Here is a 13,963-nt window from a genome sequence, read left to right on the forward strand (position 1 = left end):
GGAGTTTATTAATATGAAAGCACTATTTCTAAATTGTTCTCTTAAAACGAGTGAAACGACTTCTAACACGGATGCTCTTTATCAAGAAGCAGAAGCGATTTTTAAGAAAGAGGGAATTGAATCTGAAAGCATTCGCATAAGCGATTATAAGATCGCTTATGGTGTTTCGGAAGATGAAGGTCATGGAGATGAATGGCCAGTTATTTTTGAAAAAGTAAAAGAAGCGGATATTATCATACTAGGTACTCCTCTCTGGCTAGGTGAAAAGAGTAGTGTCGCTACGCTTGCAATCGAGCGATTATACGGAGGAAGCGGATTAACAAATGAGAAAGGGCAGTCGTTATACTACAATAAAGTAGGCGGCGTCGTGATTACAGGAAACGAAGATGGTGCTAAGCATGCAGCGGCTTCTGTGCTATACGGGTTTTCTCATATTGGCATTACCGTTCCTCCAAACGTAGATGCTTACTGGGTTGGAGAAGCCGGACCAGGCGCTTCTTATATCGAAGCGAACGGTCAAAAGAATGACTTTTCTACCGGTCATGCGAAAACAATGGCGTATAACTTAATTCATTTTGCACGAATCTTTAATGAAAATCCTATTCCTGCTAAAGGGAACACGATGGAATAATGCAATGAGCTAAGCCTCTTCCAATAGGAAGGGGCTTTTTTTTAGGCTATGGTAATGATTGTTGAATGACGGCTCATTCGAGATCTCAATAAGATGATCTGGTTATGAATTGGAAAACGAGAACGCGAATTCACCGGCGCGCCCAGAGTCACATATGTTATTAAACGACCAAATACGGGGGGATCTCAGTGGATGAACTGATTTTGTTTCTGATTCTTTTCATTCTTCTTGTCATTATTTTACTTGCTGTAGCAGGCATTATTTAAGCGTGACAAATAAGTAGAAATGATAATTCTATCTAACTATGGACACCAGCCTAATCCTTCTTTTTCTTACGACATATAGTATTAGTAACCTTCCAGGAAAGGGGGTTTTCTAATGAGTGGTGGAAAAGAGCAAGGGCATGGCGGAGGCTACGGTAAAGGCTTTGCGTTGATCGTAGTATTGTTTATTCTTTTGATTATCGTTGGAGCTGCGGCAGTTGGTGGAGCTAACTACGGCGGTCAGTGTGGTGGTTACGGAAAAGGTGGCTACGGCGGTTACGGCGGAGGATATGGCTACTAAACCTTTCTTGTTAAATTAGCATGAAGGGAGGGATACGCATGAGTTACGGTTATGGTCAAGGTTTCGCGCTAATCGTTGTATTGTTCATTCTTTTGATTATCGTTGGCGCAGTATGGGCTTACTAAAATAAGCAAAGCACCCGATTCGGGTGCTTTTTCTTATGGAACATTATTGAAAAACAATTGTTTTGTTGCCGTGAACAATAACACGCTTTTCAAGGTGCCATTTCACTGCGCGATAGAGGACGATGCGTTCAATGTCTTTGCCATGTCTTTTCAAATCGTTCACATTATAACGGTGAGTAATACGAGTGATGTCCTGTTCGATGATTGGACCTTCATCAAGCTTTGCATTCACATAATGGGCTGTTGCCCCGATAATCTTGACGCCTCGATCAAAGGCCTGTTGATAAGGATGACCACCGATAAAGGCTGGTAGGAATGAATGATGAATATTAATGATGTCGTTGTGATAAAGGTTAATAATTTCTTCAGGTATGATTTGCATGTACCTTGCAAGAATAACCGTATCGATCTGTTGCTCTTCAAGTAAATGAAGATGTTCAGCTGTTGCTTGTGCTTTCGAATCTTTTGTCACTGGAACATGATAAAAGGGGATCCCAGCGCTTTCCGTTAATTCTTTAAAGTCTAGATGATTACTAATAACCATTCCGATTTCCGCATGTAGCTCCCCCAATTGCCATCTCCATATCAACTCTTGAAGACAGTGATCTTCTTTCGTAGCAAAAATAGCGAGACGAGTTTTTTTAGAAGAAGCCGTTATGGACCACTCCATTTGAAATGGAGATGCCGTTTCTTCAAAAGCCCTTTTAAGTTCTCCTAATTGTTCGTTTAATTGAGGGTGGCTAAATTCGATGCGCATAAAAAAGTGTCCCAAAACAGGATCGGTCGAATGCTGGTCAGAGTGAATAATATTTGCACCATTTGTGAATAAAAACGTTGAGACAGCTGAAACAATTCCTTCTCTATCTGGGCAAGATATTAATAAAATGCCTTTATCTAAATTTCCCTTCATCATTAGCCTCCATTTATCTAGTAAATATTTTCAATAATACATTATTTCAAGGTAAAGCGCAAAAGGATTTTATGGTCTGAGATCTTTCTGTGAACGGACTATTTAAGTTCTATCTTGTTTACCATTGTAATGATGAGAAAAATCATCATGGAGCAATAAGAGGAAATAATAAAAATAAGTAGCATTACTTATAAAAACTTATATAAAATCGAAAACACTTAATAAATATTGATTTATTACTTACGAAAACTTATAATGTAAGTGCATGGAAATGAGGTGTAGGAAGTGTATCAAGAAGAAAGAATGCTAGCGATTTTAGATCATCTAAAAAAACACGGAAGAATATCCGTAGATCAAATTTGCGAGTTATTTCAAGTGTCAAGAGACACTGCGAGACGTGATCTTGTGAAGCTTGAAGAAGAAGAAGCCGTTACGAGGACAAGAGGTGGAGCCGTACTTCCTCAGCTTCGTCATGAGATCCAGTCTTATCATGATCGCTTAAAAGTTGTGTCAAAGGAAAAACAGCGAATAGGCAAAATGGCCGCAGGCTATGTTAACGCAGGTGACGTCGTTATTCTTGATGCATCCACAACCGTTCAGTCATGCGCTGAATTTCTATTTGAAAAACAAGCAACAGTGATTACAAATTCCATTCATCAAGCAGATATTCTATCGAGCGGAAGTCATATTGATATTCATCTTCTTGGAGGCAAACTCGAGAAAGATCATCGTTTCCTATATGGTTCGGCTGTAGTCGAAAAGGTGGCGACCTACAATGCAGATATTGCTTTTATAGGAGTCATAGGAATATCAGAGCAGGGATTAACCATTGCTCATGAAGAAGATGGAATGGTTAAAAGAAAGATGATTCAACAATCTCAGTATGTTATCGCTCTTGCTGATAATTCAAAGTTCTATCGTTCTGAGTTTTTTACTTTTGCTCATCTTGAAGATATTGATCTTATTATTACGGATCAAATTCCTGAAGAGAAAGTGCAGGAAATGCTAAGGCGACATCAGGTTAAGCTCGTTGTTGCAGAGACTTAAGTTTCTACAATGACGTCATATAAAGAGAGCTTATGATTTTCTAAAGAATGGACCGGCGTAACCAATTGGGCGTGACGGTCCGTTTTTTTGTGTCTTAAAAGGGTAACTACTAGTATGAAGAGGTTCATCTAATATTAAGCATATTTATTGGTCAACAATTTTTCATCTGATAAGATAAACTGTAATGATGATTTTTACATTAAAGGAGCGGAAAGAATATGAAGTTAAGCGTACTTGATCAATCACCTGTATCAAGAGGCAATACGCCAACAGAAGCACTTAGAGAAACAACAGTACTTGCACAAGAAGTTGAGAAGTTAGGCTTTCATCGATTCTGGGTTTCAGAACACCATAGTACGAAGAGTCTGGCTGGGTCTAGTCCTGAAGTCCTAATCTCACATCTGGCAGCGAACACAAAGCGTATGAGGATTGGCTCTGGTGGGGTCTTGTTACCACATTATAGTCCATACAAAGTAGCGGAAAACTTCCGTATGCTTGAAACGTTAAATCCCAATCGTATTGATCTTGGACTTGGACGCGCTCCAGGAGGGATGCCGAATGTTACAAAAGCTCTCGCTGGGGGAAACAGTATGGGGATTGATAACTATTTAGAGCAGGTGAACGAACTAGCTGCCTATTTAAAAGGGGAAGACCCTGAGAGAATGAACGTACGAGCAACACCGCTTGGAAGTACGGCACCTGAGATGTGGTTGTTAGGATCAAGTGGGGCAAGTGGAATGATGGCAGCGCAGCGCGGACTTGCGTTTACCTTTGCACATTTCATTAATGGATATGGTGGAACGAATGTGGTTGACAAATATCGTTCTCGTTTTGTACCATCTGAATTTAACGAGACACCGAAAACAAATGTAGCTATATTTGTCATTTGTGGTGAAACAGAAGAAGAAGCAGAATATTTGGCATCTAGTTTGGATTTATCGATCTTATTAATCGAACAAGGAAAGTCAGGTGACGGATTTCCATCCCCTGATGAAGCGCGTAGCTTTCCATATACAGTGTTTGATAAAGAACGGATTCGGGAAAACAGAAAAAGAATGATCGTAGGTAGTCCGACCCAGGTAAAAAAACAAATTGAAGAATTAGCAAATGCTTATCAAACAGATGAAGTGATCATTAATACGATTACACACGATTTTCAATCTCGACTGAAGTCTTATAAACTCATTGCAGATGCATTTCAAATAGATGAGAAACCCTCTTCTTGACAAAATGAACTGTAATAATTAGAATTACACTATACCTTGACTCAGTTGGAACACAAACTAGTCTTCCAAATAAGGAGGTAAATGATGATGAATCAATTACATCAACAAACTCAATATCAAAAAGGTGATTGGGTAAAAGGAAAGTCAGTCCATGATGAACTAATTCATGGATATGTTGAATCTGTAAATAACTATCTTGGAACGATTAAAGTATTTGTTCTAGAATGTGATAATCCTGAAACTGTAGGAAAAGTAATCGAAACTTTCCAGAATCGTATTTCCCAGCTGGAGGAACCAAATTTTGAACAGGATGAATCCTTCTTGTTAAACCTTATTGAAGTTTCTTTAATTACGAAAGATAAACAATGGTTCATGGAACTTTCTGCACAACTTAAGCAGCTTCGACATGAGTCGGAGGAAGCAGTTCCCTGTTAAAATTTTCTTGCCAGCTACAAAAGAAGTACGATAGGATGGAAGTGGAAGAAAGTGTTGGGAGGCGCTGCAATTGAATAGTGATTTTACTCTCGCCGTACACAGTCTGGCTTTGCTCGCAATTAAGCCAGGGCAGATGGCAACTAGTGATTATCTTGCCGGAAGTGCTTCTGTCCATCCCGTTCGTATGAGAAAAATTCTTAGTTTACTCAAGAAAAACGGTTATATCGTTTCAAAAGAGGGTGCTGGAGGTGGGTTTACTTTATCTTGTCGTGTAGAAGATGTCACGCTTGATAAGATCTATAACCTTACTTCTATAGGTACTCTTCAACCAAGATGTCCTGATTCGAATCAGTATTGTCTTGTGGGAGCGAATTTATCAAATGTACTGGGCGATATTTTTACAGATGCTGAGAATCATTTAACAGCATTCTTGAAACAATATACGATTCGTGATATTATTCAAAGCCTAAAACAAAAACAATTATAAGTAATTGTTTTTGTTTTATATCTTAACTGTAACAAAAAAAGTTTCAATAAAAACGTTGGGGGTGAGCAGACATGAGTACAGGTCTGGTGGTAAGAAATGAAGGAAGCAAGCTTAATATGAAAGATTGGAATCGATTAGAAAGATCCGGTCAGCTAATCAAGAGAAACAACGGAAGATTTTTGATAAAGCCAGAACATACAAATCGCGATGTATACATTATTAAAAGTGGTAGTATTGCCATTTATCATGCGGATAACATGAATGAGTCTCTAGCAGTTCTTGGGCCGAATGATGTTTTGGGCAATCGCTCTATTTTTGTACATCAAAACTTGTATGCAAAAACAATAACTAATGTTGAGCTCATTCAACTTGATCAAACGTCCTATCGTGCTTTGTATCTGGCTTACCCTGAATTAGCAATTAAACTAACAACGGAGCTATCAAGATTAAAATTAATCATTGATTTTCCTGAACGCACAGCAACTTCTTTTGTGAAGCAGGTTAAAAATGGATTTCAGAATTTGATTAATAAAAATACTAGCAAAAAGGGAAGATACTGCCACAATTGCTAATGATTTTTTGTTTTCTAACTGTAATGATATATGTTACATTATAGTATAGGTGAGATAGGTTATTAGACCATCAATAGAGAAATTTTATGGATAGAAAAAGGAGAGAAATAAACGATGTCTGTTAGTGTACAAGAGAACAATCGAGTTCTAGATGTTATGAAAGATCGTCATTCTGTAAGAAAATTTGAGAAAGGAATCGAAATTCCTGAGGAAGTTATGAATGAGATTTTAAATGCTACGATTGAAGCTCCGTCTTCTTGGAACCTTCAACATTGGAAGTTCCTTGTTATTGAAAGTGATGAGCAAAAAGAAAAACTACTTCCAATTGCTTTTAATCAGCAGCAAATCGTAGATAGCTCTGCTACTATTGTTATTCTAGGAGACCTTGAAGCTAATCTACATGCTGAAGAAATTTATGGCCAGGCAGTCGAATTAGGATTTATGGAAAATGCTATAAAAGAAACGCTTGTTAGCCAAATCAATGGCGCTTACGAAAGAGAAGGCTTTGCTTTAAGCGAAGCAATCAAGAATAGCTCGTTGGCTGCAATGCAATTGATGCTTGCTGCAAAAGCAAAAGACTATGACACAGTGGCAATGGGTGGTTTTAATCCAGTTGCGCTTGTAGAAGAGTTTAACATTCCTTCACGTTATGTTCCAACAATGCTTATTTCTGTTGGTAAAGCAGCTGTTGAAGCGCATGGAACAGCTCGCTTCCCACTTGAGCGTGTTGTCGTGAAAGAAAGCTTCTAATCTTAAATCATGTTAAAGGAAGGGCACTGTCCCTTCCTTTTTTCTGTCTTAACATAGTCTTGATAGCCAAACGCAATAGTCTCACTACACTTATTTTTCATAGTGTTTCTAGCGAGCGTGTATTTGAGAAATGATGAAACGTCGGAATGATTTCCATTCCGTTTTCTGATTTAACGATAAGACAAGGTATACTAAGAAGAGATCGTAAGGGGGAATATAATGGAACAAAAAGCAAATACGGAGAAAAAAATGAATTGGCGAGGACTATCAAAATTAATTCGTGATACAAATCCTTCAAAGCCTCTTGTAGCACTTGCTATTGCATTGAGTATGATTGGAACCGTAGCTGGATTAATCGTGCCATTTTTTACGAAAAATCTAGTTGATCAGCTCTCAGGTAGCTCGCTTTCTTCGGGAGTTATTACATTATTAATTGCTGCCTTTGTTGTTCAGGCGATCTTCTCTGGTTTATCTATGTACCTCCTGTTGTATATAGGGGAAACAGTGGTAGCTCGGTTGAGAGAGCGTTTAATGAAGAAAGTCCTTTCCCTTCAAATAACTTATTTTGACAGCAATAGGGTTGGGGATACGACAAGTCGTATTGTGAATGATACTGGAGTAATAAAAGATCTTGTCTCGAATCATTTAATTAGTTTGTTAACGAGTACGCTGTCGATTGTCGGTTCTATTGGGATATTACTATACCTTGATTGGAAATTAACAGCCATTTTACTTGCGGTTGTCCCTATTATGATGATTGGGATTCGTTTTATCGGAAAGCGAATGTATAAAGTATCAAAGGGATTGCAGGAAGAAACGGCTAAGTTTACAGCAACAATCACACAAGTATTATCAGAAGTTCGTCTTGTGAAATTCTCGATGGCAGAGAATGTGGAAGAAGAGAATGGGAAAAATGGCATTAAAAATGTCTTCTCTTACAGCATGAAGGAAGCGAAAATCTATGCCCTTCTTATGCCTCTTATGACGTTATTGTTAATGGGGGTTCTCGTCGTCATTGTTGGCTACGGTGGCGTTCGCGTATCAACAGGAGAACTATCAGCTGGTGAGCTTGTCGCTTTTCTTTTATACCTTTTTCAAATTATTATTCCATTCAGCTCAATGGCAAGGTTCTTAACAGCAATCCAAAAAGCAATGGGTGCAACAGAACGTCTGCAATTTTTACTTGATCATGATAGTGAAGAACGACTTAGCGGAGATGAAGTTGAAGATCCAGCAAAGATGCTTTCATTTCATAACGTTGAATTTTCCTATGGGAAAGAACTTGTGTTGAAAAAGGCTTCCTTTGAAGTACCACCAGGTAAAATCACTGCAATAGTTGGTCCAAGTGGTAGCGGTAAAACGACTACATTTTCATTAATTGAACGATTTTATCAACCTCAAAAAGGTGAAATCGCACTTGGCGGAAAAAACATTCATGAATTTTCACTTGTTTCATGGCGGAAGCAAATTGGATATGTCTCTCAGGAAAGTCCGCTCATAGCAGGAACAATTAAAGAGAATATTGTCTATGGGCTAGAAGAAGATGTTTCGGATGAGAAAATTGAAGAGGCAGCAAAGCAAGCTTATGCCCTGCCTTTCATTCAAGATCTTCCAAACGGTTTTGAGACAGAAATTGGCGAAAGAGGAATCAAGCTTTCTGGTGGGCAGCGACAGCGGATTGCAATTGCAAGAGCGATTGTTCGAAATCCATACATTCTTTTGTTGGATGAAGCTACATCTAGTCTTGATAGTACGTCAGAAGTTCAGGTTCAACGTGCGTTGAACAATTTAATGAAGGGACGTACGACGATTGTTATTGCTCATCGTCTTTCGACCGTTGTTCATGCCGATCAAATCTTAGTTATGGAAAACGGTATTGTATCAGATCAGGGCACACATGAAGAGCTATATATGACAAGCCGTCTTTATAAAGAGCTTGCTCAGCAACAGTTTCAAATTGAAGAAAGTTTATAAGAAAAGGTGTCGGGAGCTCCCGACACCTTTTTTAAGTATTAATTAGATACACCCGTTGAATGCGCTTCTCTCTTTTCTTCCTTCACTTTCTCCAGGAAGCGTTTTGTCTCAGCGACAACAACTCCTGAAAGACCGAGAAGTCCAATCAAGTTTGGTAGTGCCATTAAGCCATTAAAAATATCAGCTAGAAGCCAAACAACGTTTAGTTTTAATGTTGTTCCGACAAAAACGGCCAATACGAAAACGAGACGATAATATTTAATCGACGCGTCTCCAAAAAGATAAGAGAAGCATTTTTCGCCATAGTAAGACCATCCGAGAACAGTTGAATAAGCAAATAAAATAAGACCTATTGTAACGATAAGTGCTCCAGGAACACCCAGGAATTTCTCGAACGTCGCTGTCGTTAAGGCTGCTCCGTTCAAATCTCCACCATAGAGATCACCCATAACGAGCGCGATTCCAGTGATGGAACAGACAACAATCGTATCAATGAACACCTGTGTCATAGAGACAAGTGCCTGACGTCCTGGGTAATCGGTTTTAGCAGCAGCTGCCGCAATTGGCGCAGAGCCAAGACCAGCTTCATTCGAAAATACTCCACGTGCAACACCATAACGAATTACGGCACCAATGGCACCACCAGCAGCAGCTTCACCTGTAAAAGCGTCTGAGAAGATAAGGGAAACAGCAGCAGGAACAAGGCTAAGATTCATAAAGATCACGACTAGTCCACCAATAACATAAAATAAGGCCATAACTGGAACAAAGTAAGCCGTCACTTTACCGATGCTTTTAATCCCACCGAGAATAACCATTCCAGTAAAGAACATTAGGACAAGTCCAGTAATCCACGGAGCGATCCCGAAAGTAGCGACAGCATCTGCTACTGAGTTGGACTGTACCATATTTCCGATTCCAAAAGCTGCGAAAGCACCAAAAAAGGCAAAAATCATCCCAAGCCACTTCATATTAAGTCCTTTATCAAGGTAGTACATCGGCCCACCGGACATTTCACCATTCGAATTCACCGAACGGTACTTAACAGCAAGGATTGCCTCAGCATATTTCGTTGCCATTCCAAAGAGAGCACTGATCCACATCCAGAGAACGGCACCAGGTCCACCAACAAAAACAGCCGTTGCGACACCGGCAATGTTTCCTGTTCCGATCGTAGCGGCAAGTGCCGTCATCAAAGCCTGGAAGTGAGAGATATCCCCTTCTGCGTTTTTATCTTGTTTCTTCGTGAAGGCTTGCTTCAACGCATATGGAAGCATGGTAAACTGGAGAAACCCAAGGCGAATAGTGAGGTAAATACCCGTTCCCACAAGTAGGACGAGCAGAGGCCACCCCCATACAAATCCACTAATGTTATTTAATGCTGCTTCCAATAAGAACTCCTCCTTTATGTATCTTAATACTAAATATTCTAACAAATTACCACAATTACCTTTCAAATACAAAATAATTTTTTTAGGATGCTGTCGAATAATGATACAAACAAGGTTTTTACATCATCTTTGAAGCACTCTAATGGATGGAAATAAGAATATTTTGTATGGTAGATAAAGTAGAGGAGGATGCTAGATGAAGTATTTTGATTTCACAAATAAAGTGGCCGTCGTTACAGGTGGAGGCAGAGGGATTGGCAAAACAATTGCACGTGCTCTATCCGAAGCGGGAGCTACTGTCGCCATTGTTGGTAGAACAAAAGAAGTTCTTGAAGATGCAGCAAAAGAAATAAGTAAGGAAACAAATAGATCAGTCGTTGCATTTGTAGGAGATGTCACGAATGAGGGAAGCATTCAGCAAATCATAAGTGACATTCATGAAAGCATAGGGACAATTAACATTCTCGTTAATAATGCTGGGAAAACTGTTCGAAAAACAATTGAAGATCTTGAAGCGGATGAATGGGACGATGTGATGGAAACGAACGTGAAATCAGTTTATATGATGACTAGAGCAGTTCTCCCTGATTTAAAAGAAGGCGAAGGATCTAGGGTTATTAACATTGCATCGATGGCAAGTGAAGTTGGACTTCCTTTTTCCACCCCGTATGGCCCAAGTAAAGCGGCTGTAGTGCAATTAACAAAACAGTTATCACAGGAACTCTCCCCACTCGGGATCACTGTTAATGCGATAAGTCCTGGCTTTATTAAAACGCCGTTTAACGAAAAAGCATTAGAGAATCCTATTCTTTTAAATAAAATCAACGGAAGTAATCCGATGCATCGAGTTGGTCGGTTAGATGAATTGATTCCAGCCTTTTTATCTCTTGCATCACCGTATGCGAGCTATACGACCGGACAAAATATTGTTATTGATGGCGGAACGACTTCACACGCTTTCTAAAAAGCAACTTGAAAGAACAACGATTCCCATTTATAATAAATGTAACCTGAAAAGTAAAAGGGGCAAATTTTATGTTATCGGTGATTCTTAACTAACGTAATTTTATAGATGGATTGGCTTTTAAAGTAGCATGTATTCTATGCTTATTTAAATATGCCTTCTGTCAATTTAGTTAAGAACACAGAAAAGCTCAAGAATGACAACAACCATTCCAGCTGCACTCTGTGCGCAGCTTTTTGTATGCTTTTTAAGCATGGGGAGGATGGGTGTCGTCTACCCTTTTATAGAAGAGCTACGAATGAACCTGTGTTCATTCGTAGCTCTTTTTTTGTTGGAAAGGAAGTGACATGTATGTTAATTGAATGGAAGTTTTTCTTAAGATGCGCGAACATATACGAATCGAGGAGGAAGAACAATGAACGAACAAACTATGGTAACACTTGAATTTGATAAAATTCGAAGCGAAGTAGCTCACTATGCCCTTTCAGAAGAAGCAAAAAGTGAGATCCAGAAAATGAGACCGTTGCACGATAAAGAGGTTGTGCAAAATCGATTAAATGAAACGACAGAGGCGAAAGAAATTATTAAGAAAAGTTCAAGCGTCCCTCTTCATGGTCTTCATGGCATTATCCAGGTGATGAAACAATTAAACAAAGGTGTTCCTTTACGGCCAGATCAGCTGATAACTGTGCTTGATTTAATCGAAAGCGGCCGGAAACTGAAACAGTTTATGACGGGGAAAGAATGGCTGGCGCCTACAATTTCAACTTATATCTATTCTCTTTATGAGATTACGGATCTTGAAGAAGAATTGAAACGAGCGATCAGAAATGGTGAGATTGATGATGCAGCGAGTAAGGAGCTTGGGAGAATTAGAAAGAAAATAACCGTTTATGAAGAACGAGTGAAAGAAAAACTGAATCATCTTCTGCGTTCATCTTCGAAAAGGAAAGCACTTCAGGATACGATCATCAGCGATCGAAATGGCCACTATGTTGTCGCTGTGAAGAAAGAATATCGGAAACAAATAAAAGGAACTGTTCATGACCAATCTTCAAGCGGTTCGACTGTATATATTGAACCTGAAGAAGTTCGTAAAGTTCAAATGGAATTAAATGAAGTAAAGGCAGATGAATACTTGGAGGAACAGCGAATTCTAAGCAGATTAACTGGAGAAGTGGAGCGATATGCGCAAGAGATCTCAATCAACATTGAAACAATGACACACTACGATTATATTTTTGCAAAGGCGAAATATAGTGTAGCGATTGATGGCAATCAAGTAAAGCTATCAAGCGAGCCAATACTTGAGTTACAAAATGGTCGTCATCCCTTACTCTCTCATGAGGCTGTACCGCTTTCCCTTGAGTTAGGGAAAGCATATAAAGGACTTGTGATAACCGGTCCCAATACTGGTGGGAAAACCGTATCAATTAAAACAGTCGGGCTTCTTTCAATGATGGTGCAATCTGGTTTACACATACCTGCTGATGAGTCTTCTGTTTTTGGGATGTTTGGATCAATATTAGTTGATATTGGAGACGGACAGAGCATTGAACAATCGTTGAGTACTTTCTCTTCTCGAATATCGAACATTATTTCCATTTTACACGCAGCAGCGCCGGATTCTCTTGTTATTCTGGATGAACTTGGTTCGGGTACAGATCCCGGTGAGGGGATGGGTATTGCCGTTTCTATTTTAGAACAATTGAATCGTCTGGGGTCAACTATTCTATCCACAACACACTATAGTGAAATGAAAAATTTCGCTTCAGCTCATCCAGATTTTGAGAATGGATCAATGGAGTTCGATCCAGAGACATTGCGCCCAACGTTTAAACTACGGATGGGTGTTCCAGGAGAAAGTCAGGCATTTGCCATCGCATTACGTCTTGGTATGCATCCGAATATTATTGAGCGAGCTCATGAAATCACGTATCAAGAAAAGCAATCCTATCGAGAAGGGTTCAACCAAAAAGATCACTGGCACTATGAGCAGCAGCTAAAAAGTAAAAAAGTAGAGAAACCGCGAAGCCAGAAAAAAGTGGAGGTCGAGAAGATTTTTGAGAATTATTCGATTGGAGATAGTGTAGCGATCCCTTCGTTGAAAGAGAAAGGAATCGTTTATAAACCAATGGACGATTTTGGGAATTTGATTGTAATGATAAATGGCCAAAAAGAAACGATTCATACGAAGCGTGTAAAGTTACTCTTGCCTGCTAGCGAGCTTTATCCGGAGAATTATGATTTTGATATCCTATTTGAAACTGTTGAGAACAGAAAGAAAAAGAAATTGATGAATCGCAAGCATATTGATGGTGTGAAAATTGATTATGAAGAGTATTGAAAAGCAAAGAAAAAATTCTAGTTTGGAACCACACTATAAGTAACTTTATCTTAATCCAATTAAAAGAAGGTAGGAAAGGAGGGAATAGAGAAGAATCTTTTATAGCAACGATAATGAGGAGGTATAATTATGAATTTCGGAGCTTTTTCTGTAAGTTTAAGTGTAAAGGATATCCAAGCCTCAAAGCATTTTTACGAAAAATTAGGTTTTCAATCGTTTGGAGGAGATATTTCTCAAAATTGGCTCATTATGAAGAATGACAGTACCGTCATTGGCCTGTTTCAAGGGATGTTTGACAAAAATATTCTAACGTTTAATCCAGGTTGGGATGAGAACGCTGAAAATCTTGAAGTGTTTACAGATATTCGAACACTTCAAAAGCAGCTAAAAGAAAACGGAGTGAATATTCTTTCTGAAGCGGACGAATCAAGTAAAGGGCCAACGAGTTTTACAATAGAAGACCCTGATGGCAATCCCATTCTTGTTGATCAGCATAGATGAAATCGAGAATCGATTGTATCAGCTACTAAAGATTTCTTT

14 protein-coding genes and 1 pseudogene are annotated in these 13,963 nt (G+C 39.1%); 13 read left to right on the forward strand and 2 right to left on the reverse strand.

The annotated features are described in order from the left end of the window. Positions 1-13: 13 nt before the first annotated feature. The 3 genes and pseudogenes from IQ283_RS03960 to IQ283_RS03970 all read left to right on the forward strand — a co-directional run bounded on the left by IQ283_RS03960 (position 14) and on the right by IQ283_RS03970 (position 1,320). On the forward strand, positions 14-631 hold the full coding sequence (locus tag IQ283_RS03960; RefSeq protein ID WP_194218841.1) for a flavodoxin family protein: 618 nt from the start codon (positions 14-16) through the stop codon (positions 629-631). A gap of 378 nt (positions 632-1,009) precedes the next feature. Beyond that, a pseudogene (locus IQ283_RS24075) lies at positions 1,010-1,114 on the forward strand (YjcZ family sporulation protein); the annotation flags it as partial. 119 nt (positions 1,115-1,233) lie between these two features. After that, positions 1,234-1,320, forward strand: coding sequence for a YjcZ family sporulation protein (locus tag IQ283_RS03970; RefSeq protein WP_136948892.1), 87 nt, complete (start codon positions 1,234-1,236; stop codon positions 1,318-1,320). A 43-nt stretch (positions 1,321-1,363) separates the two neighbouring features. Here IQ283_RS03970 and purU read toward each other — a convergent pair whose 3' ends face one another. Beyond that, positions 1,364-2,230 carry a formyltetrahydrofolate deformylase gene (purU, locus tag IQ283_RS03975; RefSeq protein ID WP_408962563.1) on the reverse strand — a complete coding sequence of 289 codons (867 nt, stop codon included), beginning with the start codon at positions 2,228-2,230 and terminating at the stop codon, positions 1,364-1,366. Positions 2,231-2,515: 285 nt separating this feature from the next. Here purU and IQ283_RS03980 point away from each other — a divergent pair, with 285 nt between their 5' ends. The 7 genes from IQ283_RS03980 (at position 2,516) to IQ283_RS04010 (ending at position 8,721) form a co-directional block, all read left to right on the forward strand. Next, positions 2,516-3,277, forward strand: a complete 762-nt coding sequence (locus IQ283_RS03980; protein WP_194218844.1) for a DeoR/GlpR family DNA-binding transcription regulator — start codon at positions 2,516-2,518, stop codon at positions 3,275-3,277. Between the two features lie 218 nt (positions 3,278-3,495). Beyond that, on the forward strand, positions 3,496-4,503 hold the full coding sequence (locus IQ283_RS03985) for an LLM class flavin-dependent oxidoreductase (RefSeq protein WP_194218845.1): 1,008 nt from the start codon (positions 3,496-3,498) through the stop codon (positions 4,501-4,503). Positions 4,504-4,587: 84 nt separating this feature from the next. Continuing rightward, on the forward strand, positions 4,588-4,938 hold the full coding sequence (locus IQ283_RS03990) for an IDEAL domain-containing protein (RefSeq protein ID WP_242057233.1): 351 nt from the start codon (positions 4,588-4,590) through the stop codon (positions 4,936-4,938). Positions 4,939-5,008: 70 nt separating this feature from the next. After that, positions 5,009-5,425, forward strand: coding sequence for an RrF2 family transcriptional regulator (locus IQ283_RS03995; protein ID WP_194218847.1), 417 nt, complete (start codon positions 5,009-5,011; stop codon positions 5,423-5,425). A 71-nt stretch (positions 5,426-5,496) separates the two neighbouring features. After that, entirely contained in the window at positions 5,497-5,997 is a 501-nt protein-coding gene (locus tag IQ283_RS04000; protein ID WP_194218848.1) for a Crp/Fnr family transcriptional regulator, read from the forward strand. Between the two features lie 114 nt (positions 5,998-6,111). Further along, positions 6,112-6,747, forward strand: coding sequence for a nitroreductase family protein (locus tag IQ283_RS04005; protein WP_194218849.1), 636 nt, complete (start codon positions 6,112-6,114; stop codon positions 6,745-6,747). A gap of 219 nt (positions 6,748-6,966) precedes the next feature. Then, complete coding sequence (locus tag IQ283_RS04010) at positions 6,967-8,721, forward strand: ABC transporter ATP-binding protein (protein WP_194218850.1); 1,755 nt, start codon at positions 6,967-6,969, stop codon at positions 8,719-8,721. 38 nt (positions 8,722-8,759) lie between these two features. Here IQ283_RS04010 and IQ283_RS04015 read toward each other — a convergent pair whose 3' ends face one another. Then, the gene (locus IQ283_RS04015; RefSeq protein WP_194218851.1) at positions 8,760-10,112 is read right to left on the reverse strand and encodes an alanine/glycine:cation symporter family protein; all 1,353 of its coding nucleotides are present in this window, start codon (positions 10,110-10,112) and stop codon (positions 8,760-8,762) included. Between the two features lie 196 nt (positions 10,113-10,308). Here IQ283_RS04015 and IQ283_RS04020 point away from each other — a divergent pair, with 196 nt between their 5' ends. The 3 genes from IQ283_RS04020 (at position 10,309) to IQ283_RS04030 (ending at position 13,924) form a co-directional block, all read left to right on the forward strand. Beyond that, positions 10,309-11,076: an SDR family NAD(P)-dependent oxidoreductase gene (locus IQ283_RS04020; protein ID WP_194218852.1), complete on the forward strand. Its 768-nt coding sequence runs from the start codon at positions 10,309-10,311 to the stop codon at positions 11,074-11,076. 415 nt (positions 11,077-11,491) lie between these two features. Next, on the forward strand, positions 11,492-13,423 hold the full coding sequence (locus tag IQ283_RS04025) for an endonuclease MutS2 (RefSeq protein ID WP_194218853.1): 1,932 nt from the start codon (positions 11,492-11,494) through the stop codon (positions 13,421-13,423). 129 nt (positions 13,424-13,552) lie between these two features. Continuing rightward, the gene (locus IQ283_RS04030; RefSeq protein WP_194218854.1) at positions 13,553-13,924 is read left to right on the forward strand and encodes a VOC family protein; all 372 of its coding nucleotides are present in this window, start codon (positions 13,553-13,555) and stop codon (positions 13,922-13,924) included. Positions 13,925-13,963: the final 39 nt, after the last annotated feature.

It is taken from the genome of Pseudalkalibacillus hwajinpoensis (assembly GCF_015234585.1).
GTDB classification, from domain to species: Bacteria; Bacillota; Bacilli; order Bacillales; family Guptibacillaceae; genus Guptibacillus; species Guptibacillus hwajinpoensis_B.